This is a genomic window from Pseudorhodoferax sp. LjRoot39, assembly GCF_964253035.1.
In the GTDB taxonomy this organism is placed as follows: Bacteria; Pseudomonadota; Gammaproteobacteria; order Burkholderiales; family Burkholderiaceae_C; genus Pseudorhodoferax.
The window spans coordinates 411,003-437,412 of sequence record NZ_CAXUQL020000002.1 but is presented as its reverse complement, the minus strand read 5'-3'; the positions used below and the strand labels follow the sequence as shown (position 1 = coordinate 437,412).

24 protein-coding genes, 4 pseudogenes and 1 other annotated feature are annotated in these 26,410 nt (G+C 64.7%); of the genes and pseudogenes, 12 read left to right on the top strand and 16 right to left on the bottom strand.

Features of this window, described 5'->3' with window-relative positions:
* Window positions 1-67 precede the first annotated feature (67 nt).
* A pseudogene (locus ACSQ4M_RS37315) lies at window positions 68-349 on the top strand (IS3 family transposase); the annotation flags it as partial.
* 75 nt (window positions 350-424) lie between these two features.
* On the opposite strand, the gene istB reads toward ACSQ4M_RS37315, so the two are convergent.
* Both istB and istA read right to left on the bottom strand, forming a co-directional pair.
* Window positions 425-1,216: an IS21-like element helper ATPase IstB gene (gene istB / locus ACSQ4M_RS37310; RefSeq protein WP_436194525.1), complete on the bottom strand. Its 792-nt coding sequence runs from the start codon at window positions 1,214-1,216 to the stop codon at window positions 425-427.
* Complete coding sequence (gene istA / locus ACSQ4M_RS37305; protein WP_436194524.1) at window positions 1,206-2,744, bottom strand: IS21 family transposase; 1,539 nt, start codon at window positions 2,742-2,744, stop codon at window positions 1,206-1,208. Before istA ends, istB begins: the two co-directional genes overlap by 11 nt.
* 282 nt (window positions 2,745-3,026) lie before the next feature.
* On the opposite strand from istA, the gene ACSQ4M_RS37300 reads away from it, so the two are divergent.
* Both ACSQ4M_RS37300 and ACSQ4M_RS37295 read left to right on the top strand, forming a co-directional pair.
* Window positions 3,027-3,359, top strand: a complete 333-nt coding sequence (locus ACSQ4M_RS37300; protein ID WP_395687108.1) for a DNA-binding protein — start codon at window positions 3,027-3,029, stop codon at window positions 3,357-3,359.
* Window position 3,360: 1 nt separating this feature from the next.
* Window positions 3,361-3,684: a helix-turn-helix domain-containing protein gene (locus tag ACSQ4M_RS37295; protein WP_323740886.1), complete on the top strand. Its 324-nt coding sequence runs from the start codon at window positions 3,361-3,363 to the stop codon at window positions 3,682-3,684.
* A 262-nt stretch (window positions 3,685-3,946) separates the two neighbouring features.
* On the opposite strand, the gene ACSQ4M_RS37290 is transcribed toward ACSQ4M_RS37295, so the two are convergent.
* From ACSQ4M_RS37290 to ACSQ4M_RS37280, 3 genes are all read right to left on the bottom strand, one after another.
* Window positions 3,947-4,162 (bottom strand): helix-turn-helix transcriptional regulator, encoded by a 216-nt coding sequence (locus ACSQ4M_RS37290; RefSeq protein ID WP_436194523.1) that lies wholly within the window; start codon window positions 4,160-4,162, stop codon window positions 3,947-3,949.
* A gap of 138 nt (window positions 4,163-4,300) precedes the next feature.
* Window positions 4,301-5,788: a CopM family metallochaperone gene (gene copM / locus ACSQ4M_RS37285; protein ID WP_153585055.1), complete on the bottom strand. Its 1,488-nt coding sequence runs from the start codon at window positions 5,786-5,788 to the stop codon at window positions 4,301-4,303.
* A gap of 48 nt (window positions 5,789-5,836) precedes the next feature.
* Window positions 5,837-6,163 (bottom strand): cupin domain-containing protein, encoded by a 327-nt coding sequence (locus ACSQ4M_RS37280; protein WP_153585054.1) that lies wholly within the window; start codon window positions 6,161-6,163, stop codon window positions 5,837-5,839.
* 122 nt (window positions 6,164-6,285) lie between these two features.
* Here ACSQ4M_RS37280 and ACSQ4M_RS37275 point away from each other — a divergent pair, with 122 nt between their 5' ends.
* Genes ACSQ4M_RS37275 through ACSQ4M_RS37255 form a run of 5 tightly spaced genes read left to right on the top strand, consistent with a single transcriptional unit; the run spans window position 6,286 to window position 9,291 of the window.
* Window positions 6,286-6,684: a group III truncated hemoglobin gene (locus ACSQ4M_RS37275; protein ID WP_436194522.1), complete on the top strand. Its 399-nt coding sequence runs from the start codon at window positions 6,286-6,288 to the stop codon at window positions 6,682-6,684.
* An 11-nt stretch (window positions 6,685-6,695) separates the two neighbouring features.
* The gene (locus ACSQ4M_RS37270) at window positions 6,696-7,937 is read left to right on the top strand and encodes an NnrS family protein (protein WP_436194521.1); all 1,242 of its coding nucleotides are present in this window, start codon (window positions 6,696-6,698) and stop codon (window positions 7,935-7,937) included.
* 13 nt (window positions 7,938-7,950) lie between these two features.
* Complete coding sequence (locus tag ACSQ4M_RS37265; protein ID WP_436194520.1) at window positions 7,951-8,418, top strand: RrF2 family transcriptional regulator; 468 nt, start codon at window positions 7,951-7,953, stop codon at window positions 8,416-8,418.
* A gap of 10 nt (window positions 8,419-8,428) precedes the next feature.
* Complete coding sequence (locus ACSQ4M_RS37260) at window positions 8,429-8,869, top strand: CopD family copper resistance protein (RefSeq protein ID WP_153585052.1); 441 nt, start codon at window positions 8,429-8,431, stop codon at window positions 8,867-8,869.
* 14 nt (window positions 8,870-8,883) lie between these two features.
* On the top strand, window positions 8,884-9,291 hold the full coding sequence (locus ACSQ4M_RS37255) for a SirB2 family protein (RefSeq protein WP_436194519.1): 408 nt from the start codon (window positions 8,884-8,886) through the stop codon (window positions 9,289-9,291).
* Between the two features lie 9 nt (window positions 9,292-9,300).
* Here the strand turns inward: ACSQ4M_RS37255 and azu are convergent, their stop codons facing one another.
* From azu to nirK, 4 genes are all read right to left on the bottom strand, one after another.
* Window positions 9,301-9,735 (bottom strand): azurin, encoded by a 435-nt coding sequence (gene azu, locus ACSQ4M_RS37250; protein ID WP_228488281.1) that lies wholly within the window; start codon window positions 9,733-9,735, stop codon window positions 9,301-9,303.
* Between the two features lie 97 nt (window positions 9,736-9,832).
* Entirely contained in the window at window positions 9,833-12,115 is a 2,283-nt protein-coding gene (locus ACSQ4M_RS37245; RefSeq protein WP_153585049.1) for a nitric-oxide reductase large subunit, read from the bottom strand.
* 14 nt (window positions 12,116-12,129) lie between these two features.
* Window positions 12,130-12,807 carry an iron-sulfur cluster repair protein YtfE gene (gene ytfE, locus ACSQ4M_RS37240; RefSeq protein ID WP_153585048.1) on the bottom strand — a complete coding sequence of 226 codons (678 nt, stop codon included), beginning with the start codon at window positions 12,805-12,807 and terminating at the stop codon, window positions 12,130-12,132.
* A gap of 24 nt (window positions 12,808-12,831) precedes the next feature.
* Complete coding sequence (nirK, locus tag ACSQ4M_RS37235; protein ID WP_436194518.1) at window positions 12,832-14,313, bottom strand: copper-containing nitrite reductase; 1,482 nt, start codon at window positions 14,311-14,313, stop codon at window positions 12,832-12,834.
* 148 nt (window positions 14,314-14,461) lie between these two features.
* On the opposite strand from nirK, the gene norR reads away from it, so the two are divergent.
* Window positions 14,462-16,021, top strand: coding sequence for a nitric oxide reductase transcriptional regulator NorR (gene norR / locus ACSQ4M_RS37230; RefSeq protein WP_153585046.1), 1,560 nt, complete (start codon window positions 14,462-14,464; stop codon window positions 16,019-16,021).
* 36 nt (window positions 16,022-16,057) lie between these two features.
* Here the strand turns inward: norR and ACSQ4M_RS37225 are convergent, their stop codons facing one another.
* From ACSQ4M_RS37225 to ACSQ4M_RS37210, 4 genes are all read right to left on the bottom strand, one after another.
* On the bottom strand, window positions 16,058-17,416 hold the full coding sequence (locus ACSQ4M_RS37225; protein WP_153585045.1) for an MBL fold metallo-hydrolase RNA specificity domain-containing protein: 1,359 nt from the start codon (window positions 17,414-17,416) through the stop codon (window positions 16,058-16,060).
* Window positions 17,417-17,508: 92 nt separating this feature from the next.
* On the bottom strand, window positions 17,509-18,234 hold the full coding sequence (locus ACSQ4M_RS37220) for a DUF4010 domain-containing protein (protein WP_436194517.1): 726 nt from the start codon (window positions 18,232-18,234) through the stop codon (window positions 17,509-17,511).
* A gap of 33 nt (window positions 18,235-18,267) precedes the next feature.
* Window positions 18,268-18,591, bottom strand: coding sequence for an MgtC/SapB family protein (locus ACSQ4M_RS37215; protein WP_436194516.1), 324 nt, complete (start codon window positions 18,589-18,591; stop codon window positions 18,268-18,270).
* Window positions 18,555-18,734, bottom strand: coding sequence for an MgtC/SapB family protein (locus ACSQ4M_RS37210; RefSeq protein WP_436194607.1), 180 nt, complete (start codon window positions 18,732-18,734; stop codon window positions 18,555-18,557). The genes ACSQ4M_RS37215 and ACSQ4M_RS37210 overlap by 37 nt, the downstream gene beginning before the upstream one ends.
* A 200-nt stretch (window positions 18,735-18,934) precedes the next feature.
* On the opposite strand from ACSQ4M_RS37210, the pseudogene ACSQ4M_RS37205 reads away from it, so the two are divergent.
* The 3 pseudogenes from ACSQ4M_RS37205 to ACSQ4M_RS37195 all read left to right on the top strand — a co-directional run.
* A pseudogene (locus ACSQ4M_RS37205) lies at window positions 18,935-19,220 on the top strand (MBL fold metallo-hydrolase); the annotation flags it as partial.
* Window positions 19,221-19,869: 649 nt separating this feature from the next.
* Window positions 19,870-20,798, top strand: a pseudogene (locus ACSQ4M_RS37200) (IS3 family transposase); the annotation flags it as partial.
* Window positions 20,148-20,264, top strand: a sequence feature (AL1L pseudoknot). Its footprint overlaps the pseudogene before it by 117 nt.
* Window positions 20,799-20,866: 68 nt before the next feature.
* Window positions 20,867-21,250: pseudogene (locus ACSQ4M_RS37195) on the top strand (helix-turn-helix domain-containing protein); the annotation flags it as partial.
* A gap of 874 nt (window positions 21,251-22,124) precedes the next feature.
* On the opposite strand, the gene ACSQ4M_RS37190 reads toward ACSQ4M_RS37195, so the two are convergent.
* The 3 genes from ACSQ4M_RS37190 to ACSQ4M_RS37180 form a co-directional block, all read right to left on the bottom strand.
* Complete coding sequence (locus ACSQ4M_RS37190) at window positions 22,125-23,195, bottom strand: AAA family ATPase (protein WP_436194515.1); 1,071 nt, start codon at window positions 23,193-23,195, stop codon at window positions 22,125-22,127.
* A 136-nt stretch (window positions 23,196-23,331) separates the two neighbouring features.
* Window positions 23,332-25,032, bottom strand: a complete 1,701-nt coding sequence (locus ACSQ4M_RS37185) for a hypothetical protein (protein WP_436194514.1) — start codon at window positions 25,030-25,032, stop codon at window positions 23,332-23,334.
* A 299-nt stretch (window positions 25,033-25,331) separates the two neighbouring features.
* Window positions 25,332-26,006 (bottom strand): hypothetical protein, encoded by a 675-nt coding sequence (locus ACSQ4M_RS37180; RefSeq protein ID WP_436194513.1) that lies wholly within the window; start codon window positions 26,004-26,006, stop codon window positions 25,332-25,334.
* Window positions 26,007-26,410: the final 404 nt, after the last annotated feature.

Here is a 26,410-nt window from a genome sequence, read left to right as displayed (position 1 = left end):
CAACCCGCAGGTCGGCCCATAAACACCTCCTTGATTGAAGGTGTTGCGACGACCGGTTGAATCCACCCACTATCGGTGGCCTGGATGGCTGTCTCGGATCGCCGATGCAAGGCTTGCGCGCTCGATGTCCCGCAAGGCATGCTCGCCGGACAACGCTGCGTGTGAGGGCTTCTTCGGCCGCCTGAAGACCGAGCTGTTCTACGCGCGCAGCTGGCTGTCCACGACCATTGAGGACTTCATCGCGGTGCTGCACTCCTACATCCTTTGGTACAACGCGGACCGGATCAAGATCTCGCTGGGAGCCCGCAGCCCCATCGAGTACCGGCGCAACCTTGGGCTCGCGGCTTAAACCGTCCAAGTTTTCTGCCGCACCCCCACCATTTCCATCGAACTTTGACCCACCCTGGATAGAGCCCAGCAGGGCTCACGGTGTGGATAACTTCTTCGGTTTGGACTCCTTCTTGGTGGGTTGCGCGGAGCTGTTCTTGAACCGGTAGCTGTCGTTGCCGGTCTCAAGGATATGGCAGTGGTGCGTGAGGCGGTCCAGCAGCGCCGTGGTCATCTTGGCATCGCCGAACACGCTGGCCCATTCGCTGAAGCTCAGGTTGGTCGTGATGACCACGCTGGTGCGCTCGTAGAGCTTGCTGAGCAGGTGGAACAGCAAGGCCCCGCCCGATGCGCTGAAGGGCAAGTAGCCCAGCTCGTCGAGCACCACCATGTCCATGTGAGCCAGGCGATGGGCCATCTGCCCGCTCTTGTTGCAGACCTTCTCCTGCTCGAGCAGGTTGACCAGCTCGACCGTGGAGAAGAAGCGAACCCGGCGCCGATGGTGCTCGACGGCCTGCACCCCGATGGCGCTGGCCAAGTGCGTCTTGCCCGTGCCTGGACCGCCGACCAGCACCACGTTCTCCGCGTTCTCCATGAACTCGCAGCGGTGCAGCTGGCGCACCAGGGCTTCGTTCACTTCGCTGTTGCTGAAGTCGAAGCCGGCCAGGTCCCGGTACGCCGGCAGCTTGGCCTGCTTGAGCTGGTAGGCCACAGCCCGTACTTCGCGCTCAGCAGTCTCGGCCTTAAGCAGCTGCGCGAGCATTGGCTGCGCGGCCTCGAAGGCCGGTGCCCCTTGCTCGGCCAGTTCAGAGACGGCCTGCGCCATGCCGAACATCTTCAGTTCGCGCAGCATGATGACGATGGCAGCGCTGGCGGGGTCATGGCGCATGGCGCACCTTCCTTTCCGACGCCCGCAGGTCGTCATAGCGGTTCACGTTGGCAAGCGGTTCGCGGACCAGGCGCAGCGCCTGAGGTGCAGTCACCGGCGGTGGCGCGGCCTTGCTGTCCAGCAGCCGGTGCAGCACATTGAGCACGTGCATCTTGGTCGGCACGCCGGCCTCCAGGGCCAGCTCGACGGCGGTCAGCACGGCCTGCTCGTCGTGGTGCAGCACCAAGGCCAGCACCTCGACCATCTCGCGGTCGCCGCCGGGTTGCTTGAGCAGAGCGGCCTGCAGCTGGCGGAACGCCGCTGGCAGTTCAACGAAGGGTGCGCCGTTGCGCAGCGCACCCGGCTTGCGCTGCAGCACCGCCAGGTAGTGCCGCCAGTCGTAGACGGTGTGGCCAGCGCTGTCGTGGCGCCGCTCGATGACGCGCCGGTGCTCGCACAGCAGCTGGCCCTCGGCCGCGACCACAATCCGCTCGGCATAGACGCGCAGGCTCACCGGGCGGTTCGCGTACGAGGCCGGCACGCTGTAGCGCACCCGCTCGAAGGTCACCAGGCAGGTGGGCGAGACGCGCTTGGTGTGCTCCACGAAGCCATCGAACGGGCGCGGCAACGGCATCAGCAGTGCCCGCTCCTGGGCCCAGACGTCGGCGACGGTGCCTGGCAGCTTGCCGTGCTCAATCTCGCGCCACAGGGCCGTGCAACGGGCTTCCAACCAGTCGTTCAATGCCGCCAGCGTGGCGAAGGCCGGCACGGGCTGCCAGAGCCGGTGGCGCGCATCGCGCACGTTCTTCTCGACCTGGCCCTTCTCCCAGCCAGAGGCCGGGTTGCAGAACTCCGCCTCGAACAGGAAGTGGCTGACCATGGCGCCGAAGCGCGCATTGACGTCGCGCTCCTTGCCGCGACGCACCTTGTCGACGGCGGTCTTCATGTTGTCGTAGATGCCGCGCCGAGGCACGCCGCCCAGCACGCGGAACGCGTGGTTGTGGGCGTCGAACAGCATCTCGTGGGTCTGCAGCAGGTAGGCTCGCACGATGAAGGCGCGGCTGTGGCTGAGCTTGGTGTGCGCGACCTGCAGCTTGGTCCGCTCACCGCCAATCACAGCCCAGTCCTCGCTCCAGTCGAACTGGAACGCCTCGCCGACGCCGAAGGTCAGGGGCACGAAGGTGCCACGGCCGGTGGTTCGCTCGGCCTCCTGCCGCTTGGCCAGCCAGACACGCGCGAAGGCCGCCACGCGGTTGTACGAGCCGTCGTAGCCCAGCGCGGCCAGGTCGGCATGCATCTGCTTGACCGTGCGCCGCTGCTTGCGCGACTTGCCGGTCTCGGTCTTGAGCCAGCCGGACAGCTTCTCAGCAAAGGGGTCCAGCTTGCTGATGCCCACGCGCTTGGCATAACGCGGCTCAGCCTCACCGGCCCGCAGGTACTTCTTGATGGTGTTGCGAGACAGGCCGGTGCGCCGGGCTATCTCGCGCAGGGACAGATGCTCACGCAGTGCCCAACGCCTGATGACACTCAATGTCGCCACGTCAATCACTCCTGTGCTCCTGCCACTAAAAGCAGCAGGTTAGGGTTCTTACGTGGGTCAGATTTGGACGGAAATTACCCGTGGCGGTGGGTCAGTTCTGCGTGGAAATCAACAGGCCGACTTCCTGGACGAGCTGGAGGCCGGAAGGATGCCTGTGCAGGACGGGGACAACGTGCTGCAGTTCGTGAGGGCACCAAGCCATCCAGCCCGGCGTGCCTGATGCATCGTGTTTGCAGTGCCTTTGCTGATGCGGGCAGACCGTGACGTCCGGACTTCAAGAGGAGATACCACATGACTACGGGATTCCCGTATAATTCCAACGGAGCGCTGCGCATCGTTGTCGAGACGCCAACCTTCCAGAAGCAGGCCGAAAGAGTCTGGTCGGAAGATGAGCGATTGGCTTTCATCGACTGGATCGCAGCCAACCCGCTGGCGGGGGATGTTGTTCCGGGTGCAGATGGTGCGCGCAAAGTGCGCTGGGCGCGTGCCGGGGCGGGCAAGTCGAGCGGTGCAAGGGTGATCTACTTCAACCTGACCGAGGAAGAGATCGTGTTGTTGGTGGCGGTGTACGCCAAGGCGGAGCGCGGGAATATGGCTCCCTCCGAGATCAGAAAGGCGGTGTGACGTGGGCATCAGGAAGATCGACATCGAAGCCGTGGCAAGGGCCATCGAGGCCGATGCGGGCGAGGTGCTGCCTGACCTGCGTCAGGCGTTGACGGAAGCCAAGGAGGGCGTGGGACGCGTGAACACGCCTGAACAAATCCTGGTGCGCCAAGCTCGACAAAAGAGCGGACTGACGCAGGCCGATTTTGCCGAGCGCATCGGAACACCCGTGGCGACTTTGCGCGACTGGGAACAAGGCCGGTTCTCGCCGCCGGGGGCGGCATTAAAGTTGTTGCAACTCATCGTGATGCACCCCGAACTGTCCGCGGAATTGGCGGTCGCTTGAGTGAGGACAAATCGTTCCGAGTGCTCACCGCCGACTGGTTGACCTCTTCTCCTGTCGACACCACCCGTGGCCGTGATCACTGGCTCACGCTTACGCGTTGGCAGATTGCTTGGTGAATGCGAGTTGGTTAGGCGCCGGATGCTCACCCGGGATTGGGCGGAGAGCCAGGTGCGGTTGCAGACACCTGCCGGACACGGGCGCCTGACAAGCTTCGCTTCACCTCGCAGGTCGTCAAGGGGCGAAAGCCCGCAGGATCGCCAATCTACGCCTGCAGCGCTTCCCTGCGCCATCCCGTTGCCCGACCGCCAAGTGACACCTGAAGTGGAAACTCGCCAGCGGCGATACGCCGGTAGATGCTGGACCGGCTCAAGGCGGTGATGCGGATGACGTCGGCGAGGCGGTAGAACGCCGGCTCGGGGCTGGAAGAAAAAGCTGTAGTTTCCTGCGCATGTGGCATGGGCTGCACCTTCTTGAACATTCCTGACAGCCACGAGGTTGCTACATCCCGCCGAGATGCGAAACCCACTACGGCGAAATCACGCGCAGTGGGTCGTACCGTCGGGGGAATGGCGCACGGCGCACGCCGGACAGCGAGTCCTTGAAGGATTGTTTCCCTCTACTCGGAGTGCTTGACGCCTCTTGCTGCCAACCAACTCTTCATCTCCTCGATCTCATGCTGCTGGGCGGCGATGATTTCGCGTGCCAACTTCCTGTTCGCAGGATCCTTGCCGTACTGGAGTTGAATTTGCGCCATGTCGATGGCACCCTGATGGTGCGGGATCATTCCCAGTACGAATGCCACGTCCGGATCGGGGTGCTGAATGCCCACCTGCATCGGCCCGTGCATCTTTGCCATGCTGGCTTCATAGGCGCCGCGCGCTGAGCCACCTGATGCGCTTGCAGGCGGCGCTGCATGCCCAAGCCCATGAGCGCCCGCAGGGGCGGGTGGCGCGGTCGCTTTGCCGATGGCCTGCGGCCCATGCGGGTGTTCGGCACTGTACGTGTGGGTCGCCATCTCTGCGGTGGTCGGGTTTGCTTCACCGTTCGGGCCGTACAACGCGAGATGCAGGCCCCAGTAGCCGCTCGCAAAAACCACCAGAGCAGCGCTGAGAGCGGCCGGAATGGTCCAGGCCGAGCGCCGGATGGCGAAGCGCACCTGGGGCGTCGGGTCAGCGGCAATGGCCACGATGATCGCCATGATCAAGGCGTGTCCGACCAGGTCGATGCGCCCGAACGGATACACGGCCGCGTTGAAGATCACGAAGAGCGTGATCGCCGACAGGCGCCGCACCAGTGCCGTCCATAGCAGGCCGAAACCCATCGTGAACTCGGCCACGCCCGCCATCGGGATGAACACGTCGCGCGGCATGCCGAATGTGAGGAACGGTTTTTCTTCAACGAGGGGGTAGAACCAGTCCGGATAGGCGAACTTCTCAAGGCTCGACCACATCAGCGCGATGGCCACGCCCCAGCGCAGCACTTCAAACCGGTACTTTCGCCATTCAGGCTTGTTCGACGATTCAAGCACCAGGTAACCCGCAACCGACACCCCGAGCGCCAGGTAGTCCAGCAGGTGGAACAGGTCGTACTCGGTGAGCGCCAGCACCCACAGCAGAATGATGCCGGCGGCCGCCAGCGGCATCGTCCGGCGCGAGAAGACGAAGGCGGCGATCAGCAATTGCATCCACGACACCCATTCGTTCGGCGTCTTCAAGTCTGGCGTCAGATAGACCCCGCCGACCGCGAAGATCGCGACGAAGAAGGCCGCGATGACCACCCGAACGAAATCGTCCAGGCGCAGCCACAGTGGGTTCATCACCTTGTCCATGCCGGCGAGGATGCTTTGTCCGATGGACATCTTCTCGATGGCCCGGGTGGCCAGAAAGAACACCAGCACCAGTGCGATGCCAATCCAGAACCACTGGTTCGTGAGCGTCGCGCTCAAGGGTTGCGGTGGCGCGCCCACAATATAGGGCGCAAACCATTTCACATGGGCCTCAGCGGCCAAGGCCGTCGCAGCGCATCCCAAGGCGGCGATTCGCAGCAACGGTCGCAGCCGCCCGGGACTCGTGCCTTCAATTCGCTTGCTTGCATTCTTCTTCATATTCACTTCCTTCCGGATCGTTTATTCGAATGGCCCGTGCGGACCCCATCAGGGATGAAGCACCGTCACCAACAGCAGGGTGTCGAGGTGCGCCTGCACGCGGTGGGGCTCTGCGGCGGGCAGCATCACCAAGGTGCCTGAAGCCAGTCGGCACGTGCGCGAGGGCGTCACGACATCCGCCTCCCCCGAAAGGCACTGAATCGTGATCTCGCCAGGCACGTGGTGTTCCGGCAGTGCATGCCCTGCTGCCAGCACGACCCGCATCAGTTGCAGATGCGGGGTCTTGAGCAAGCTGCTGCTGACCGCCGTACCACGCGTCTCGTCGGTGGCGTGCAAGTCGATGACCTCCAGGGGCTGAGCGTGTTTGAGTGCCATGGCGCTTTGCGTTTGATATAGATCAGAGAGGGGCGCGGTGAGGTGGCCGCTTGAAGGCATCATAAGATATATTGCTAGTAAATCTTATGAGCGATACGACGTCCCAAACCGCGCAGGACCGGATGCCCGGCAGCGAACTTTGCACCGAGGCCGAGGTCGCTGCCCTCGTGCACACGTTCTATGCGCGGGTCCGCCAGGACGGGGTGCTGGGCCCGATCTTCGACGCACACATCGGCGACTGGGACCACCACCTGGCCAAATTGGTGGACTTCTGGTCAGCCATCCTCAGGCGCACCGGCCGGTTCGCGGGCGCACCCATGCCCAAGCATGCGGTGTTGCCCGGCCTTTCAGCAGAGCTGTTCCAGCGCTGGCTGAAGCTCTTCAGGGAGAACGCGGCCGCCCAGGCCAATCGGGCGATGGCCGGGCAGGCTTGCGCCATGGCCGAGCGCATCGCGCAAAGCCTGTGGCTGGGCTACCAGATCAGCCGCGATCCGGACGCCGTGCCCACGGCGCTGGCTTGAGACTGCGTGCCATGACTGAGCTGCTGCAGATCCAGGAGCCGGGGAGGGTGAAACTCCCAGCGCCGCAATGGGCGGCATTTCTGGAACTGGGCTTCCGGCCGTTGTACTTGGCCGGCTGCTTCTGGGCGGCCGTGTCGGTGGCGCTGTGGGTGTTCGCCCCCGTCATGCTGCGCGGGCAGTTGGCCGGTGTCATCTGGCATGCGCACGAGATGCTCTGGGGCTTCATCGCCACCATCGCGGTGGGCTTCCTGCTCACCGCAGGGGCGAACTGGACCGGCATCAATCCTCTCAAAGGAAAGGCGCTGGGCGTGCTCAGCGTACTGTGGGTGACGGCCCGTGCCGCCTATCTCATACCCGGTACTACCTCCTTCTGGGTGGCCGTGGCGAGCGAACTGGTGTTCTTCATGGGCGCCGCCATCGCGTTGGGCCGTGCCATCTACGGTACGCGCAGCCAGCGCAACTACGGTGTGCCGCTGCTGGTCCTCGCCTTGGGCGTTGCCGATGCCTTGTTCCTGCTCGCCGCCTGGCAGGGCGACTACGTGCGGCTCATGCAGCACTTCAACACAGGCCTGCTGTGCATGGGAGTGATCGCGCTGCTGGTGGCCAGGCGGGTGATCCCATTCTTTGCCATGCGTGCGGTGCCGGGTTTGAGCATTCCGATGCACACGCACAGCGGCCATTGGCAACTGGCGGCGAGCGGCCTGGCCATCGGCAGCGGGCTGCTCGGCTGGTCGGAGGCGACAGCCCTTTTCCTGACCGTCGCGGGAGTCATCGCCGTGGTCCAGGTATTGGCCTGGAAACCCGGTGCCGTACGGCGCGTGCCGCTGCTGTGGATTCTCTATGTCGGTTACGCCGCGCTTGGCGCGGGGTTGCTGGTGGCGGCTGCGCACGCCGCAGGCGCCGTGCTGCGCGCTGCCTGGCCGGCGCACGTGATCGGCGTGGCGGGGTTTTCCGTGCTGATCATCGGCATGGTGACGCGCACGGCGCTGGGACACCTGGGGCGGCCGCTGCGCACGGACCGCCTGATCGTGTGCTGCTATGGGCTGGTGATCGCGGCGGCGGCGCTGCGCCTGCTGGCGCTGCTGCCCACCGGCCTTGCTCTGGCCGCACTGCACGCCTCCGCCAGCGCCTGGGTGCTGGCCTTCGCACTGTACCTGTGGCGGTTCTTTCCGATGTTGATTCGCACGCGCATCGATGCGGCGCCGGTGCTCAGACCCGACAAGATCGCGGTTCGCTCGAACCCACCCCAATGAACAAGGCATCGCCATGCGCCTGACCACGATGACCGACTACGCGCTGCGCCTGCTGATGTACGTGGCGCAGCAGCCTGATCGCCTGTGCACCATCTCCGAGGTGGCGCAAGCCTACGCCATATCGGAAGCACACCTGATGAAGGTGACGCACCAGCTCGGTCTGCAGGGCTGGATCGAGACCGTGCGTGGCAAGGGTGGTGGCATGCGCCTGGCCCATGCGCCGCGCGATATCAACCTGGGCGCCGTGGTGCGCGGCATCGAGCCCGACTTCGCCCTGGGCGAGTGCTTCTCCACTGACAATCAGTGCGTGCTGACCGGCCAGTGCCGGCTCGCTGGCGTGCTCGGAGGTGCGCTGCAGGAGTTCATGGCGCACCTGGATGGGTTCTCGCTGGCCGACTTGCTGCCCGGCACCGACCTGCTGATCAACCTGCTGCCCAAAGCGGGCCAGCGGATGAAGCCACAGCGCCGGCAGGTGGCATGAGGAATTGCCCATGAGCTACGGCGTTCTGCTGGTGCTACACCTGCTCGCTGCCATCGCCTTTGTGGGCACGGTGTTCTTCGAGGTGGTGATGTTGGAGGGTGTGCGCAAGCACTTGCCCCAGGAGACGATGCGCGCGGTCGAGCGCGCCATCGGCGACCGCGCCACCGCCGTGATGCCCTGGGTGCTGCTGACACTGTATGCGGCTGGCCTCGGCCTGGCCTGGCAACACCGCGCAGCGCTGACGCAGCCGCTGGCCAGCAGCTTCGGGCTGCTGCTCACGCTCAAGATCGCGTTGGCCCTGAGCGTGTTTGGGCATTTCGCCACGGCCATGGTCTGGCGCCGCCGGGGCGTGCTGGGAGATCAGCGTTCACGCCGGCTGCACCTGAGTGTCTTCTGCCATGTGCTGGCCATCGTGCTGCTGGCCAAGGCCATGTTCTACCTGCAGTGGTGAGGAGGAATAGGGGGATGGCACTGGCCGATCACTATCTCCTGATCAAGGCCGCGCACGTCGGGCTCGCGATGCTCAGCGGAGGCCTCTTTGCCGGCCGGGGCGTGGGCGTGCTGTTGGGCGCTGAGATGACCATGTTGACTCCCGTCCGTCGGCTGAGCCAGGTGATCGATACCGCCTTGCTCGCGGCCGCTTTGCTGCTGCTGGCGACCTTGCAGCTCAACCCCTTCGCCACACCGTGGCTGCTGACCAAGCTCATGCTGCTGGTGGCCTACATCGTGTTGGGCACGATGGCGCTGCGGCGAGCGCGGACCCTGAGGGGCAAGGCACTGGCGTTTGCCGCAGCCCTCACGTGCTTCCTGATGATGTTCGCCATCGCCAGGACCCACGACCCGCTGGGATTCCTGCGGCTCGTGGGCCTGTGATGAACGTGATTACTTCGACAGCGTGAGCGTGCCCTTCATGATGGACGCGTGGCCCGGGAAAGAGCAGAACCAGGCATAGCTATCTCCAGCCTTGAGCTTGGAGACGTCGAAGCTGACCGAGTCGGTTTCACCGCCGCCGATGACCTTGGTGTGCGCGATGACCCGTGCATCCCCGGGCTTCACATAGGCCTTGTCCAGCCCGGCGGGAATGCCGTCGGCCGCCACGCCCTGTGCATCGGACGCCTTGCTCAATACCCAGTTGTGGCCCATGGCGACCTTGGGAAGCTTGCCCACGTGCTTGAGCTTGACGTTGAACTGCTTGCAACTCGCTGGCACCGCGATGCTGCTCTTGTTGAACTGCATGGCGTCGTTGCTTTCGATTTCCACATCGCACGTGGCGGCCAGCACGGGGCCGGCCGCCAGTGTGGTCAGCATTGCGGCCATTAATGCTCCTACGGTGTATCTCATCTTCATTGTTCTCTTTCAGTTGAATTGAACTCTTTTGCCGGGCTGCGGCACAGATCGACCGCAGCCCGGACCCTCAAACCCGTGCCTGACCCAGGCGCTGTCCAGGCTGTTGCTGCGGGGCGTCCTTGGCCCACAGACCCAACACCACCTGCAGCGCCATCGCGATGGCGCCGCCGATGAATACCACGTCGCCGAAGGTGCGCACCCAGCGCAGGTTCTGCAGCAGTGGCTGCTGCATGAATTCCTCGCTGCGTGCGTACCACAGGCCTTCGCTGACGCTGGCGTGAAACTGGATGATCCCGATCGGCAGCAGGCTGGTGAAAATCATCAGCACCAGGCCGACATTCAGACCCCAGAAGGCGGTCTTCATCAGCGGTGCGCTGAACTGGTAGTCCGGACGCAGGTAGCGCAGCACCAGCAGCGTGAAGCCCAGCGCCAGGAAGCCGTACACCCCGAAGAGCGCGGCGTGCGCGTGCACTGGCGTGGTGTTCAGGCCCTGGATGTAGTACAGCGAGATCGGCGGGTTGATCATGAAGCCGAAGACACCGGCGCCCAGCATGTTCCAGAACGCCACGGCGACGAAGCACATCAGCGGCCACTTGAGGTTTTCCATCCAGGGCGCGCGTGCCTTCAGGCGCCAGTTCTCCCAGGCCTCATGGCCCAGCACGATCAGCGGCACCACCTCCAGCGCACTGAAGCTGGCGCCGACGGCCATCACCGGGGTGGTGGTGCCAGCGAAATACATGTGGTGGAAGGTGCCGGGAATGCCGCCCAGCATGAAGAGCGAGGCCGAGGCCAGGCTGGCTGCCGTCGCCATACGCGCAGACACCAGGCCGAGCGTGGCAAAGATGAAGGCCAGCGCCGTGGTGGCGAACACCTCGAAGAAGCCTTCCACCCAGAGGTGCACCACCCACCAGCGCCAGTATTCCATCACCGAGAGGTGGGTGCGCTCCCCGTAGAAGAGGCCCGCGCCATAGAACAGGCCGATGGCACCCACCGAGGCCGTGAGCAACGCCAGCAGGTTCTTGTCGCCCCCGGGCTTCAGGAGCGCCGGCACCACGCCGCGCAGCATCAGCACCAGCCACAGCAGGATGCCCACGTACTTGCCGATCTGCCACAGGCGCCCCAGGTCGACGTACTCATAGCCCTGATGGCCGAGCCAGAAGTTCCACTCGGGCGGCATCACCTGCGCGATCGCCAGGTAGTTGCCGGTGAAGGAGCCCACGACCACGGCGACCAGCGCCCAGAACAGCACATCCACGCCGAGCTTCTGGAACTTCGGATCCTTGCCGCCGTTGATCAGCGGTGCCAGGAACAGGCCCGCGGCCAGGAAGCCGGTGGCGATCCAGAACAGCGCGGCCTGGATGTGCCAGGTGCGGGTCAGCGAATAAGGGAACCACCGCGAGACGTCGATGCCATAGAACTGCTGTCCCTCGACCGTGTAGTGCGCGGTGAAACCGCCGATGAAGACCTGGAAGACGAAGAGCGCCACCACCAGGAAGAGGTATTTGCCCAAGCCTCGTTGCGATGGCGTGAGCGCAAAGGTGGTCAAAGGGTCGCGCGCAGCGGGTGCCGGCAGTGGTTCTTCGTGGTTACGCAGGAACGCCCACGCCCAGACGAGAAAGCCCACGCCGGCCAGCAGCACCACGATGCTGGCGATGGACCAGACGATGTTCTCGCTGCTCGGCTGGTTGCCGATCAGGGGCTCGTGCGGCCAGTTGTTGGTGTAGGTGACCTTTTGCCCCGGTCGCTCGGTGGCTGCAGCCCAGGCGGTCCAGAAGAAGAACTGCGTCATCTGCTGGCGCCGCTCGGCACTGGGCAGCGTGTTCTCCTTCATGGCGAAGTGCTCCCGGCTTTTCTGAAGCGCGGGCGCGTCGGAGAACAACTGGTCGTAATAGGCAGCGGTTTGTGCGATGGCCTGGACACGGTGCGCCGAGAGTTTCAGCACCTGCGCGTCATCGACGCGGTTGGAGCGGTATTCAGCCTTGAGCTGCTCGCGCAACGCGGCCTGCGCGGGGCCATCGAGCGCCGCATAGGCCTTGCCGTGTACCTGCTGCGCGGCCAGGTCGAGCCAGGCGGTCAGCTCGCGATGCAGCCAGTCGGCCGTCCAGTCGGGCGCCTGGTAGGCGCCGTGGCCCCAGATCGAACCGAGCTGCATGCCGCCCACCGACTGCCAGGCCGTCTGGCCGTCGAGGATGCCCTCGCGGTCGAACAGCACCTTGCCATCCGGGGTGGTGACCTGCGCCGGGATCGGTGGCGCCTGCCGATAGACCTCGCTGCCGTAGTAGCCCAGCAGCGAGAAGGTGACGATCAGCACGCCGATCAGCGTGAACCAGAGTTTCTTGTACGAGCCCATGGGTTTCTCCTTGGTCAATGCACGGCTGCCGGCGCGAAGCGCTCGAACAGGATGTTGTTTTCGGTGTGGATGTGCGCCATCAGGTCCTGGCGGAAGGTCCGCAGGCCGGCGTAGAGCGCACGCCAGGTGGTGCAGGCCGCGCGCGGCGCGGTGATGCCATCGGTCAGTTCTTCCATCCTGCGCAGCGCGACGCCGTGGTCGTCGTGTTCCATGCGCATGACGGTGATCGGGGCGCCGGCCATCGCGCCATGGCCGCGCGCGATCATGGGGAACAGCACGTCTTCCTCCTTGCGCATGTGGCTCTCCAGCTCCTGCGCCATGGCCGAGAGATGTTCGGCCAGACCAGCCGGACAATCAGTGCGCTCGCCATGCACCTGCTCGACCTTGCGCGCCAGGCGGATGAGTTCGGGCAACTGCTCGCGGTGTACCGCGTGGAAGCGGGTCAGGATGTGGTCCACCAACTCGGTGGGCGTCGCCTGGTCCCAGTCGCGCTCGCCATCCTGCGCGCTGCGGCATTGCAGGGACTGCAACTCCAGCACGATCGGAGCGGGATCCACTCCAGCCGCCGCCGCGGCCGAGCGCAGCGACTGGTTGCCGCCGCAGCAGAAGTCGAAGTGATGGGCGTCGAACACGCGCGTGGCACCGGAGATGCGTCGCGCGAGCTGCCCCAGGGATTGGTCAATGAGTTCCATCGTGGGCTCCTTTTCGTCAGGGGGTTAAAGGGGGCCGGCCTTGTAGACGCCGGGTACCGGCACGCCGGTGACTTCGAGCACACCGACCGCACCTTTGCCGGCGCGCGACAGCGCGTGGTCCACCAGCAGATAGCTGCCCGGGTGCTGGACCTTGATTTCGACGATGGTCGCGCCGCCCGGGGCGACGAGCGTGGTCTGCACGTCGTGCTTGATGCCGCTGAACGAGCCTTCGCTGTACACGGTGTCGAAGATTTCGCCGATGACGTGGAACGACGAGATCTTGTTGGGGCCTCCGACGCCGAAGTAGATGCGCACCGTCTCGCCCACCTTCGCCTGCAGCTTGTGGGTCTTGCTCAAGGCGCCGACCTCGCCATTGAACACGTAGTAGTCGGGGAGTTCGTTGGCCATCTTCTCGAGATCGGCCTCCTGGTGCACCTTGGCGCCGTGCGGCCGGCCCGTGTACATCTCGCCCTGCATCACGTAGTACTCGCGGTCTACCTTGGCCAGGCCCCCTTCGGGCTCCACCAGGATCATTCCGTACATGCCCGCCGCGATGTGCTGCGGGACCAGCGGCGTCGCGCAGTGGTACACGTACAGACCCGGGTTGAGCGCCTTGAACGTGATGGCCTTCTCCTGGCCGGGGGCGACCTGGGTGTGCTCGCCGCCGCCGTGGCCGCCGGTCACGGCATGCAGGTCGATCGAGTGGATCATCTTGCTGTCGCGGGCGTTGGCCAGGGTCAACTCCACCGTGTCGCCCACGCGGGCGCGCAGCATCGGGCCTGGCACCTGGCGGTCGAAGGTCCAGTAGGTGAAGCTGGTGCCGTCATCGAGCTTGCCGGGCAACTCGACCGTCTCCATGCGGTACTTCAGCGTCTTCGGTGCCCGCGTACCGATGGCCGCCGGCACCCCGGCTGGGTTGGCCGCCACGCTGACGGCAGACGGGTCCGCAGCGCGCTGCGGCACAGGGGCGGGGGTGTAGAGCGCGAGTGCCGCCTGGCTCGAATCGGTGTTCGCGGCGGGCACGGTCCCCGCGTCGGCAACCGCAGTCCCGCTCACCTGGAGTTTTCCCTCCATGCCGATCTGCCGGTGGCCGGGAATCGAGCAGTAGTAGGTGAAGGCGCCCGAGCGCGGCACCTTGAAGCGCAATGTGGTCTTGCCGGTGCCGGCGCTGAACTTGGCCGAGACGACGTTCAGTTCGGGAATCACCAGGTCGTGCTCGGCGCCTTCGCCGCTTTCCAGCACGATCTCGATCGTGTCGCCCGCGTTGGCCGAGAGCGTGGGGTTCACTTGACCCTTGTCGTCGACAAAGACCATCTTGCCGTCGACGATGTTGGTGTGCAGGTCGTAGCGCTTGGTCGCTGCAGGCTGGGCTGCCGCGGTCGCGGTTCCGGAGGATGCCGCTGCGTTGTGCATCGAGTGACCTGCAGGCTGTGCCTGCACGGACAGGGTAACGCCCAGGAGGCAGATGGCAGTGGCAATGGCGCTAGAGCTGAGGGTGCGTTTCATGTTGCTTTCCTTGGTCGGATGCCGGTTCGGCGCTATCACCAATGCGAGTCGCATGCCACAGGAAATACCATAAAAATCAATAGGTTGATAACACAATGGTGCTATAAACCATGCTTTATCAGGGTTTCATTTACCATCCAGGGTGTCCATGACCATTTCCGCCATCCAACTCCTTCTCGTGGCCGACCTCGTGGCTGACCTGCCGGTGGCGGTACGTCTGCAGCGGCTGGTGGGCAGCCTGCGCGTGCATTTCGGATGCGGAGCTGTCGCCTTGCTCAAGCTGGAGCAGGAGCACCTACGGCCGGTGGCGGTGGACGGGCTTTCCAGTGACGCACTGGGACGGCGCTTCGCGGTCAAGGACCATCCGCGCCTGGCGGCCATCCTGCAACGGCGCGGCGTCACCTGTTTCCACCACGATAGCGTGCTGCCCGATCCCTACGATGGTCTGATCGCCGAACGTGCGGGAGAGCCGATGGCGGTGCACGACTGCATGGGCATGGCGCTGGACGTGGAGGGCGAGCGCTGGGGAGTGATCACGCTGGATGCGCTGGAGGTCGGGGCCTTCGGCGCGCAGGCCCAGAGTGACATGGCCGAGCTTGCCTGCGCGGTCGAGGCTGCGGTGCGGGTGACCCGTCTTGAATCGGAGATTCGCGGCCTGCGATTGTCCGCCGGCGCCTTGCCTGCGGGTGCGCCGGAGCAACGCGAAGACAGCGAGATACTGGGCCAGAGTGAAGCCATCACGCATTTGCTGCACGAGTTGCAGGTGGTGGCCGATTCCGAGCTGCCGGTGCTGTTGCTGGGGGAGACGGGTGTGGGCAAGGAACTGTTCGCGCACCGGCTGCACCGGCTGTCGCGGCGTGCGTCCAAGCCGCTGGTGCACGTGAACTGCGCTGCCTTGCCGGAATCATTGGCGGAGAGCGAACTGTTCGGCCATGCGCGCGGAGCATTTTCCGGCGCGGTGAACGACCGGCCCGGTCGTTTCGAGGCGGCAGAGGGCGGCACGCTGTTCCTGGACGAAGTGGGTGAGCTGCCACTGTCCATCCAGGCCAAGCTGCTGCGCACGCTGCAGAACGGCGAGATCCAGCGCCTTGGGGCCGACCGGCCGCGGCGGGTGAACGTGCGCGTGATCGCGGCCACCAACCGAAGTCTGCGCGAGCATGTGCGCGACGGATCGTTTCGTGCGGACCTGTACCACCGGCTGTCGGTGTATCCGATTCCGATCCCGCCGCTGCGCGAGCGGGGCAACGACGTGCTGCTGTTGGCCGGGCGCTTTCTGGAACTCAACCGGGCACGGCTGGGTCTGCGCAGCCTGCGGCTTTCGGCTGCGGCCGAAGAGGCCTTGCGCCGCTACCGCTGGCCGGGCAATGTGCGCGAGTTGGAGCATGTGATCAGTCGCGCGGCGCTGAAGGCGGTGAGCCGGGGCGCCAACCGCAAGGATATCGTGACGCTGGAGGCGGACATGCTGGATCTCGATGCACTGGAGATGGCCGAAGGCGCAGTAGCGGCCGGTGTCGACCAAGCTGTCGGTGCACCCGGTGTGTCGCGATCCGTAGCCCCCCTGCACGAAGTCGTGGAAGCCAGCCAGCGTAAGGCGATCCGGGAGGCACTGGCATTGCATCAGGACAACTGGGCTGCGGCAGCGCGCACATTGGGATTGGATGCCAGCAACCTGCACAAGCTGGCGCGACGGCTCGGACTCAAGAAGTAGCCGGCGGCACGGCGGGCCTGCGGCTCTCCAGACCCATCACAGTGTGTACTTCCTGTTCTGCAATGGCACGGTTGCATCCCAACCCAGTTCGCGCTGGATGCGTTCTCGCAAGGCCTCCGAGGCCTCAGGCTCACCGTGGACGATGAACACCCGCTTGGGAGCACGCTGGAAACCGGATAGCCAGCGCAGCAACTCGCCAGCATCGGCATGTGCGGACAGCATGGGCAGTTCCGCCACATCGGCGCGCACGTTGATCCATTCGCCGTGAATCTTTACCTCCCGCGCGCCTTCCAATAGCTTGCGCCCGCGCGTGCCGGCGGCCTGGAAGCCTGAAAACAGCAGCGTGTTGCGGTGGTCGCCCGCGAAGGCGGCGATGTGGTGCAACACACGCCCCCCGGTGGCCATGCCGCTGGCCGAGATGATGACCTTGGGGAAGCGATTGGCGGACAAGGCCTTGGATTCCTCCACCTCCTTGACGTAGGTGACCGCAGCGCAGGCAGCTTCGTAGTCGCGCGCGGTGAGCTTGTGCTCGCCCGCGTGCTCATGCAGGAGCTGCGTGGCGCTGCCCGCCATCGGACTGTCGAGGTACAACGGCACGTTGGCCAGCCTGCCGGCCTGGCGCAGCAGCCACAGGTGGTGGATCAGGGACTGCGCCCGGCCGACCGCGAAGGCCGGAATCACCACAGTGCCACCGCGCTGCACGGTGCATTCGATCACGCGTCCGAGTGCCTCCACCGGGTCCGCGACATCGTGACTGCGGTTGCCATAGGTCGATTCGATGACGACATAGTCAGCCTGCGGCACCGGCTCAGGGTCGTGCATCACCGCATCGTTGTAGCGTCCCAGATCGCCAGAGAAGACGATGCGCTGGCCCCCGATGTCGATCTGTGCTGTCGCTGCGCCCAGGATGTGGCCAGCGCGGCGCAGGAGCAATGTGGCGCCACCGGGAATGGCGACGCTGTGGTGCAGTCGCACAGGCGCAAAGGCCGCGATGGCACGCTCGACTTCGCGCACCCCGTACAGTGGCCGTGCGGGTGCGTGCCTGGAGAAACCATGCCGATTCGCGAAGTCCGCATCCTTTTCCTGCAGGTGCGCGCTGTCGCGCAGGATCAGCTCAGCGACGTCGCGCGTGGCCGGGGTCGCATAGATCTTCCCGGAAAAGCCATCGTGCACCAGCTTGGGCAGGTAGCCCGAATGGTCAAGGTGCGCATGGGTGAGCACAACCGCATCGATGTCGCGGGGGTCGATGGTGAGTCGCTCCCAATTGAGCTCGCGCAAGTTCTTCAAACCCTGGAATAAGCCGCAGTCGATCAGCAGGTGGGTGTCACCATGGGAGAGCAGGTGCTTGGAGCCGGTGACGGTGCCGGCTCCGCCCAGACTGGTCAAGGTAAGCATGGGAAGCCTTTTGTGTGGATGGTCATGATGCGTCGATGCGCGGCAGAAGAGGTCGCTTGGCGCATCCGATCTTCAGATTTTCGCGTGCTGCTTCAGGCCTTGGACACCATGAACGCAGTGAGGGCGGCCGCGGTCATCGCTGCCGTAAAGCTAAAGGTCACGCGCCATCCCAATGCCGTTCCGCCGATGAGCCAGGAAAGAAGGGTTTTCATGGTCATGTTGGCCACCACCGCTAATCCGGCAGCGATCGTAGCGGCTTGGGTGGGCAAGGCTCCCTGGCCGTTCATGTGCATCACAGTCAGCAGGATGGCATCGACGTCGAGCAGGCCGGACAACAGCGACAGGGCATACAAGCCCGCATCGCCCATCCATTGCTGCGCGGCCCGCGTCAGCAGCGCCAGCACGCCGAGAAGAAGGCCGAAGCCCAGCGCGGTGCTCAGATCGAAGACATCCCCCGCATCGGTGGCTGGTGTTGTCGCTTCGGATTGCGCCTCGGACGGCAACCGCAAGAACGATGCGCCGAGAAGCGTTGCCGCGCCAACGACCATCGCAGCGCCCATGGAGCTCCAGAGCGCAGGTTGCAGAAGCAGAACCAGCGCGGTCATCCGCAGAAACATCATTGCCGAGGCGGCCAGAATTCCGGAACTGGCCGCCCGCAGGATGGCAGGGTCCTTGCGGCAGCGGCGTGCCAGCGCCAAGGTCGCCGCCGTCGAAGAAGCCAGTCCGCCAAGCAAACCGGTCCAAAAGATGCCGCGGCTGGGTCCCGTCCATCGAATAGCCAGGTGGCCACACAGCGAAAGACCGGCGATCAAAACCACTGCCCACCAGAGGCGGTACGGATTGAGTGCCTCCTACGGGCCAAAGCCGCGGTCCGGCAGCATCGGGAGGATGACCGCGGTGAGTACGAGCATTTGCAACGCGGCACTCAATTCGCGCTGTTCCACCAGGCGCAGCCACCGGTGAAGAGTGGGCTTGAGGTCAAGGAGTACAGCGGCGATGACGGCCGTCGCGATCGCCAGAAGGGGCTGACCGGCTCCCGCCAGCACGCCGAGCGCGCAGGTGAGCAGCATCGTCACAGCCGTCGTGGCGCTCAGGCTGCCATGCGCCCGCACATTCTCACGGTAGGCGGCTGCGGCGGTCAGCGACAAACCTGCCAGGCCCATCGCGGCGGGCAATGGTCCCACGCCTGCGTCAGGACCCCCAGTACGCCTCCGAACAAACCGAGTAGAGCGAACGTGCGCAACCCCGCCACTCTGCTGCCTTCGGCGCGCTCGCGCTCGCGCCAGCCGCGTTCGAGGCCGATGACCGAACCCAGCATCAGGGCCGCGGCCAATTCGAGAACGGTGCGGTACGCAGGAGGTCGAGCATGCCTGTATTGTCGTGCGGCCAACCTGGGCGCGCGGCGCGGGTTCAGCGGGCAGGACGGTTAAGGCCTTTCGGGAGCGTCTTTCGACGGCACTCCAAATTCCCATGCCCTTCACCGACACCTGTCAGGGTGTCGACTACTGGTCTGACGACTTGCCCTCGCAGACGCGACTATTTGTGTGCCACGATTACAAGGCAACGGAAAGGGATCACTATGCTTGGGAGACCACCGTGGAGGACGAGCGCTTGCGGAACGTGCACGTGCCAGGGGGTGAGCGCCGAAGAGTTCGTGGCCATGTGCGAAAGACGGGACACCGCATTGTCAGCACCCAACCTGCTGCTGCCGTCCATTCAAGTCAACATCCGAGCGGGGCGGCTGCCTGCAGCCGAATCCAGTGGCGTGCGCTACCTGAAGGTGCCGATTCGTCTGGCGACATGAGCCAACGCATTGCGTCCGCGCAGGCGAGAAAGCCAACGTAGATCTTGCTCACTGAAGCACGCTAAGCCTCAGGACGCACGAACTGCAGGAGCGGTTCAGGCCATTGGCCGCCAGACGCTCCAGGCACGTCGCGATCCTCGTTCACGCGCCTGCAGAGGACGAGTGTCCAAGGGCACATCGGCCCCGCTAGTGTTTTGCCGTCCCCAACGCCGGCGCACTTCGCACTCCAGCTCATGAGCAATGCCTCTTGCATCCTTATCGCCGCGCAACGCCTTTAGACGCCATTGCCGCGCCTTTTCCATCAGTTCGTCATCATGTATTTCGCTGATCTCCATCAGGAACATGATAGTGCTTGGGCGATGACATCGTGCCCGGCGGAAAAATGGGCAAGGAACGTCTGGTGCATCGGTCAGAGAAGCTTTTCTCACCGGGGCGATCGCATTCCTGTTTCGACGTCGAGCCATGGCCTCGGTGGCTCTTTGCGCCCTTGAAAGCTGCTACGACAGCCTCATCTACGTTGCTGGTAGCAGAGAAACCGCCTTCGAACGTTGTTCAACACCGGAGATCTGCGCGATGCCGTGAGGCGGCACATGCGCAGCTGAACCGCTCCGTATTTTGAGGAGGCTCCAACTTTTGAGAGGATGGAGCCATGAGGAAGTCAGTGAAGTTTTCGCCCGAGGTGCGCGAGCGCGCGGTGCGCATGGTGTTCGAGCACCGCGGTGAGTACGAATCGCAGTGGGCGGCAGTGGTGTCGATCGCCGGCAAGATCGGCAGCACGCCGCAGACGCTGCTGAACTGGGTGCGTCAGCACGAGCGCGATACGGGCCAGCGCGAGGGTGTGACGACGACGCAGACGCAGCGGATGAAGGAGCTCGAACGGGAGAACCGCGAGCTGCGCAAGGCCAACGAGATCTTGAAGCTGGCCAGCGCGTTTTTCGCCCAGGCGGAGCTCGACCGCCGTCTGAAGTCGTGAAGGCGTTCATCGACGCGCATCGCGCCGTGCACGGGGTCGAGCCGATCTGCAAGGCACTGCAGGTCGCCCCGTCGGCGTACCGGCGCCATGCGGCCCGCCAGCGCCACCCTGAGCTGCTGTGCACCCGTGCCAAGCGCGATGCGGTACTGATGCCGCAGATCGAGCGCGTGTGGCAATCGAACCTGCGGGTCTACGGCGCCGACAAGGTCTGGTACCAGTTGCGGCGCGAGGGCGTCACGGTGGCGCGTTGCACCGTGGAGCGGCTGATGCGCCGCATGGGGTTGCGCGGCGTCGTGCGTGGCAAGACCGTGCACACCACGATCAGCGACGCCAAAGCGCCGTGCCCGCTGGACCGGGTCAACCGCCAGTTCAACGCGCAGCGGCCCAACCAGCTATGGGTGTCGGACTTCACGTACGTGTCCACCTGGCAAGGCTGGCTGTACGTGGCCTTCGTCGTCGACGTGTTCGCCCGGCGCATCGTGGGCTGGCGCACTAGCAGCTCCATGCGAACGGACTTCGTGCTGGACGCGCTGGAGCAGGCGCTTTATGACCGTCGGCCCCAACGCGAAGATGGCCTCGTGTGTCACTCCGACCGCGGGTCGCAGGGTGGATTCAACCGGTCGTCGCAACACCTTCAATCAAGGAGGTGTCGATGGGCCGACCTGCGGGTTGGATGCAGAAGTTGACGGGGCGTGGTGCGATGCGCTCGCCTGGAGCGCCGTCGCTGCGACGGGAAGTGGAACGACAGTTCTGGCAGCAAATTGCCACCGGAATCACGAGCGAGAAGGCCGCTGAAGCCGTCGGCGTATCACAGCCGGTGGGCTCGCGCTGGTTCCGGCATCGTGGCGGCATGCCATTGTTCATGTCGACACCTGTTTCCGAGCGGTACCTGTCCTTTGCAGAACGAGAAGAGATTGCCTTGCTGCGGGCCCAGGATTTTGGTGTGAGGGAGGTAGCCCGTCGTTTGGGACGAAGCCCCTCGACCGTCTCGCGAGAGCTGACGCGCAACGCTGCAACACGCAGTGGCAAACTCGACTACCGGGCATCGGTCGCACAGTCGTGGACTGTAGTAAGAGTGCTCCAAACAAGTAGTAAAAGTGTGACTCAGGCGGTTGATGACCCTCATCCGCCGACATGCCCGTGGCGATCACGGCCGTGCCTCATTGGGTACAGTAGTAACAGTGTTTCGATCGGTCGTGTTTCCCGTTTTCGAGATCGATCAGCTCCGGCAGGACGACGACCCACCGAGGTGGCTTTCCTTCCGAAGGGAGCAATCTACGAACAAGCTCGAAGGCGATGTCGTGAAGCCGTTTCTCCTCCGCGGCAAGTGCATGCAAGATCTGCCGTCCGTGATCTGTCTGTTGCTGGGCGGTGAAGTGGGACAGCCATCGAATGAGGGCGGTGGATGGATGAAGGGGCGCTGAGTTGATAGCCAAGGGGATCCGGCACCCGCGCCAGTACATGGCGCAAAGGAGTAGGGCGAAGGCGTGATGCTGTCGCGGTTCCAACTGCACTCGCCAGCGTTGAATGTCGAAGGAAGTCGCGAGGGCAGTCAGGTCCCGAGGATGAACATCCAGGGCACAACGTCTGCGGCGCAACAGCAGGTGCAGCACTGACTCTGCTTCCTGCAGCAGCGTGCGAAAGCTGCTTGCCGTACCGGGTTGCCACGTGATGGGCGTCGGCTCAGGAGGGCGAGCCCAGACCTCGAGTTGCCGCTGCCAACGGACGAGCAGGGCGCTTCGTATCGTCTCGGGGTCCGGCGTGGCGAATCGGCCTTGCCGGCTTGGCTGCTGGAGCGGTCGGGAGCGAGTTCGATGGCATGCGCGCCACCGAGGCAGGCGTTGCGTCTGAGCAGACCTGAATCGGACGCCGAGCAGCGCCATTTCGTGGTGTTGCGGAACAAGGATGGGCAGTGCCATGGCATTCCCACGTCAAGATGCGTTTCGGACCGTCTGCTGCGCGGCCACGTAACCCGACTCCCGTACCGCGCGCTCCCAATGTGCAGGCCCGAGTTTCAGATCCAGACTGTCCCAGTCGGGTGCGCTAGTGAGTACCGCCTCGACAGCCCGCGTGAAGTAGTCCATCTGGATCTCGATGGCGCCTTGCAACTGGGCGGAGGCATGCGCCTGAACGAACGCGTTCCACAGATCGGCGGCGGAGTGCTCCAGTCGCAATCCAGCTCGCCAGGCCAGCGGGCAGAAGAACTGGGTGAAGGTCGGACCTGACTTCTCAGGGAACCGCGTCAAGTCGTAGCTTGCCAAACAGGTGGCGGCAGCCTCCGCGGTGGCGATGCCACGGAAATGAAGCTGCTCGATCATGAAGCGCGCGACGATCTGCTCGTCGCCTGCAAGCTGATACTGTGCTTTGTGTTCCATCAGCTGCGGCTGGCCGACCAGGAACGTAATGAGCCGCACGCCTTGCTGGGCAAGCTGGTCATGCACGTCGCGCAGCCATTCAAGGGCATGCGTCGACAAACGCTGCGCTTCGTCGCAGAACATCACGACGATGTGGCCTTGGCGTAGTTGGAGCTGCTCGCTGAGCCTGCGCACGAGCGCAAAGCGCTTCTGCGAGATGCTTGCTGGCTGGGTGTCGCGCACGCCAGCGGCTGCGAGCAGGGCGTTGAAGAAGGGCCCTTCGAACTGGGTTCTGTGATGCTCGCACGACATGCGCAGCACGAGCAGTTCCGGACGTTGCCGGTTGAGGTGCAATGCCGCGTAGTCGATGGCATGCGTCTTCCCCATGCGGGGCCGGGCGTGCACCAGCGCGCCGGGGATCAAAAGGCGCACGCAGTGTTCGACGAGGTCAACCAGTTCCTCGATTGCCGAGGTCGCGACCCGGTAGTGCCGCCTCACGAGCGGATGCACGGTCGGCAGAGATAGGAACGGCGTTGCCGCGGACGTCAACGGTGGTACAGCACGTGTGTTGCGGGCGCGGCGCTTACGTGCCGACGGCGGCGCGGCGTCGGGCTGGCTTGCGGCTGTCGGCGAGGATTGATTGGACATGGGCACTCCTATGGACAACCGCACTCGACGCGCGGCCGCCCAAGCCGACCGGAGGAGAGCGGGCCCGGCCGTCACCCGTCGGTGCCTGCTGGACCGAGCTCGGGCGCGACGGGCGCTGTGAGCCCCGTCGCTCAACCTACTGAGAAAAACCGGACTCGATGCGAAGCGAGCTGGCTTTGACCGGCCCGCTGACCAGGCCTGGGACGGATGTAGGCGACGCAGCGGTCGGTATCGCCTCCGGCACCGGCTCGCCGCAGGGCGATGGGCTGGTTCTTGCGCGCTCGTGCTGGACCCGCGAAACGTCGCTGGCGGCTCGCTTGCTTCGGCGAGCCTCCTTGCGCCGATGTTCGAGAAACGCCTCAATCGGATCGTCGCCTGCGGCAAAGTCCAGCTGACGTTGGCGTTTTGCCTTGAAGAATGCTCGGCGCAGCCAAAGCGAATGCGCGTGATCGCGCCAAGGTCCGCTTGCCAGCAACGGCTCCATGATCTCGCCTGCAGGCGTGGTCACGACCAACTGGCGCAGGTCCTGTGGATCGGCATGCGCGCGCAACAGCTGTCCAACTAAGCCCGGGCGCTTGGACAGCTGCGCGCTCGTGTAGCGAACGTGCATGTACGTGATGTACGGTCTCTCACCGCGCGCGAGCTGCCCGCGAACCCGGCACAACACCGGGTCGTGCAGAAGCTGGGGCTGCTCGCGGAGCAATCCGGGAAGGATCCGAAGGCGGACCGGCGGCCGGTCGATGCCCAGGACATGCCGGCGCATCATCTCCAGCGGCGTGAGCCCTCCGAGGCCGGCATGCGGGGTGCCGTGGTAGTTCCAGATGGTGTGCTCGAGCAGCTCCTTGAGCTCCCGGGACGTCACCACCATATGCAGGGAGGCTTCCTTCTGCCGGCGTCGAGCGATGGCGAGTTCCTGTGCTTGTCGCCCGCGGGTGGGTATGGCGCCGGGAAGGCGACGCGAAAGTGTCGCGGTGAGGGTGCCAAAGAAGCGCTCGACGAAAGGCCTGTCATCGGGCTCGTACGCGGGCCCGAAGTCCGCGGTGCAGCCGAGCGTGTCGCACAGGACGTCCAAGCTCGTCGCTGCCAGGTGCGCACGGGCGTTGTCCAGGCGAATCTGCCGCCAGCACGCAAACGCTGTCTGCGGGATGGCCACAGACACAAATCCTCCGCTCGGAAGTAGCCGCAGGCCCGGCAGTGTGAGGTCGGGGACACTCGCCGGAACGACCGCGCGCTTGAGGGTCTCGATCGCGTTGAAGCGGTCGCACTCACGGCCCAGGCCCAGCGACCAGCCGATCACGCAGCGGGTGGCCACATCGATGACGACGAGCAGCCACACACGCTCGATCTCCACACTGTGCTCGCCGCCGAGGGGATCGCGCTCGAGGATCACCTTCAGCCGCAGATCCAGCTTATGCGCGTCGAACTCGACCGTATCGTAGGCGTCAAGCACTGCCCGGGTGGATTGGCGCAGCGCCGAGGTGGGCTTGATACGGTTGCCCGACGCGCGTGCGGCGAGGGCGAAGTTGTCGTCGATCCATGCCCGCAACGTCCTGGCGAGGGAGCGTACCGCTTTGTCCTGCTGGTTGAGCGGGTAGTCTGCCCCGGTGAGGCCAAGCTCGCGGCATGACTTTTGGAAGCGACCTATGGCCCCCTGGAGCCCGGAAAGTCGGCCGCGCTCCCCGCCAGGTTGCAGCGTGACTTTGCCTTCGGTGACCTCGGTGCGCAGTTGCTTGGCCAAGGCTGGATGGCGCATCAGCAACTGCGAGAACGCGCCGGCGTTGCCGGCTTTGGCGTCAACCAGCACCCGAGGCATGGCAGAGCGTTCGTAGGCGCGCACGTGTGTCTGCGGCACCAGGGCTCGGAATCCCCAAAGTCGACCGTCAGGATGTGGACGCAAGGCGCGCGCGATCAGGCGCAACAACGTAGCGCGGTGCACACCGGTCTCGCTCTCTATGCCGACCAGCGGCTGGCCGCGGGAGTATGCGGTGGCAGCAGCTGCGCGCGCCCTGAATACGGCAGCCTTGGCATGCGGAAGAGCGCGGGAATCAACTGTGGGCCAGTCCGCAAGCCGCACAGCCCGTTGCTCAGTCCTGTGGGGTGTGGCCATGATGGATCCCAAGAAGGTTGGACGCCAGCTCAGGCGCGCCGGAATCGTGTCGAGCCGCTCAGCGGCGATGTCGACAGATCGGTGCTCAGGACGCGGCCATTGGCGACGAGGCTGTACAGCGCAGCTTCGGCCATCGCCGAGTCGTTGTCGGCAAAGCGCTCCAGAACGTCGTCGAGCGATCGGTACTGGCCGAGATACACAGCGATGGACTGCGCCAGCAGGGGATCGGCGAAGCGGCGCCATGTGACCAAGTGCGGCACCATCTGTGCCCAGTTGGCCACAGGGATGGACCAAGCACGCAGCGTGCTGCGGGGGATCAAACGCAAGGCGGTGCCACGAAACCATTTCGGCAAGGAGGTGGAGGAGGCTGGTAGCCCGGCCTCGTCTGACGTGGCGTCGTCGTTGGTCTCGTCGACGAGCAGCCAGAACTCGTGAGCGCTGTTGACGCGGTTAAATCGAACCCAAAAGTCGAGCGTGCGCCGTGGACTGCCATCGAGTACCGCGGGTCGTTCGCAGAACGCTGCCACGGCAGGGTTGGCCTCCAGCGCAAGCCACAGCTGCCACGCTGCGTAGCTGGACAGGCTCAGGCGACGACCAAGCTTGGGACTGAAGACCTCGATCCTGCGATCGGAAGCTCGCCGAGCAAGCGGCAACGCGCGCGTGTAGGTCGCGCTGGCAACCGAGGCTTCGTTAGGAGTGGACACGTGCAGGATGGTCGAGCGACCGGACCAAGAACGCCAGGTTGCAACATTACTACTCTTTGATGCCGCATTGCAAGATTACTACTCAGAATTTCGTAGTAAGTCTGCTACTGGCGATGGCGAGCCTCTTCGAAAGCAGGCGTCGAGATGCCGCGGCAAGGGGCCACACTATTACTACAGTTGACGGGCCTTGAGACCACGCATATCCTGGCGGCGCACCGGCGGCGACCGTGGATAGCGCTCCTCTGGCGCGATTGCGTTAACCACCGCCGCCGCCTTCGTCCACATGCCCACAGCCTTCGACAATTTAAAGGGTAGGGAAGGAGCGTGAACGACAACAAGTCGCCGGATAACATTCCTTCGTGAGGCAACTCGGCGGCAAATAGTTGAGGCCGGCAAAACCATGG

What these genes read in the sequence shown, in the direction of transcription:
- ytfE (WP_153585048.1), bottom strand. Translation starts at nt 12,807, where the DNA reads ATGGAACTCATTGACCAATCCCTGGGGCAGCTCGCGCGACGCATCTCC.
- ACSQ4M_RS37210 (WP_436194607.1), bottom strand. Translation starts at nt 18,734, where the DNA reads ATGCTGGGTTCGGTCATCGGCCTCGAACGCGGCTGGCGCGAGCGCGAG.
- ACSQ4M_RS37245 (WP_153585049.1), bottom strand. Translation starts at nt 12,115, where the DNA reads ATGGGCTCGTACAAGAAACTCTGGTTCACGCTGATCGGCGTGCTGATC.
- ACSQ4M_RS37280 (WP_153585054.1), bottom strand. Translation starts at nt 6,163, where the DNA reads ATGGCACTCAAACACGCTCAGCCCCTGGAGGTCATCGACTTGCACGCC.
- ACSQ4M_RS37300 (WP_395687108.1), top strand. Translation starts at nt 3,027, where the DNA reads ATGACTACGGGATTCCCGTATAATTCCAACGGAGCGCTGCGCATCGTT.
- ACSQ4M_RS37260 (WP_153585052.1), top strand. Translation starts at nt 8,429, where the DNA reads ATGAGCTACGGCGTTCTGCTGGTGCTACACCTGCTCGCTGCCATCGCC.
- azu (WP_228488281.1), bottom strand. Translation starts at nt 9,735, where the DNA reads ATGGCCGCAATGCTGACCACACTGGCGGCCGGCCCCGTGCTGGCCGCC.
- ACSQ4M_RS37290 (WP_436194523.1), bottom strand. Translation starts at nt 4,162, where the DNA reads ATGTTCAAGAAGGTGCAGCCCATGCCACATGCGCAGGAAACTACAGCT.
- ACSQ4M_RS37265 (WP_436194520.1), top strand. Translation starts at nt 7,951, where the DNA reads ATGCGCCTGACCACGATGACCGACTACGCGCTGCGCCTGCTGATGTAC.
- istB (WP_436194525.1), bottom strand. Translation starts at nt 1,216, where the DNA reads ATGCGCCATGACCCCGCCAGCGCTGCCATCGTCATCATGCTGCGCGAA.
- copM (WP_153585055.1), bottom strand. Translation starts at nt 5,788, where the DNA reads ATGAAGAAGAATGCAAGCAAGCGAATTGAAGGCACGAGTCCCGGGCGG.
- nirK (WP_436194518.1), bottom strand. Translation starts at nt 14,313, where the DNA reads ATGAAACGCACCCTCAGCTCTAGCGCCATTGCCACTGCCATCTGCCTC.
- ACSQ4M_RS37270 (WP_436194521.1), top strand. Translation starts at nt 6,696, where the DNA reads ATGACTGAGCTGCTGCAGATCCAGGAGCCGGGGAGGGTGAAACTCCCA.
- norR (WP_153585046.1), top strand. Translation starts at nt 14,462, where the DNA reads ATGACCATTTCCGCCATCCAACTCCTTCTCGTGGCCGACCTCGTGGCT.
- ACSQ4M_RS37190 (WP_436194515.1), bottom strand. Translation starts at nt 23,195, where the DNA reads ATGTCCAATCAATCCTCGCCGACAGCCGCAAGCCAGCCCGACGCCGCG.
- ACSQ4M_RS37255 (WP_436194519.1), top strand. Translation starts at nt 8,884, where the DNA reads ATGGCACTGGCCGATCACTATCTCCTGATCAAGGCCGCGCACGTCGGG.
- ACSQ4M_RS37275 (WP_436194522.1), top strand. Translation starts at nt 6,286, where the DNA reads ATGCCCGGCAGCGAACTTTGCACCGAGGCCGAGGTCGCTGCCCTCGTG.
- ACSQ4M_RS37225 (WP_153585045.1), bottom strand. Translation starts at nt 17,416, where the DNA reads ATGCTTACCTTGACCAGTCTGGGCGGAGCCGGCACCGTCACCGGCTCC.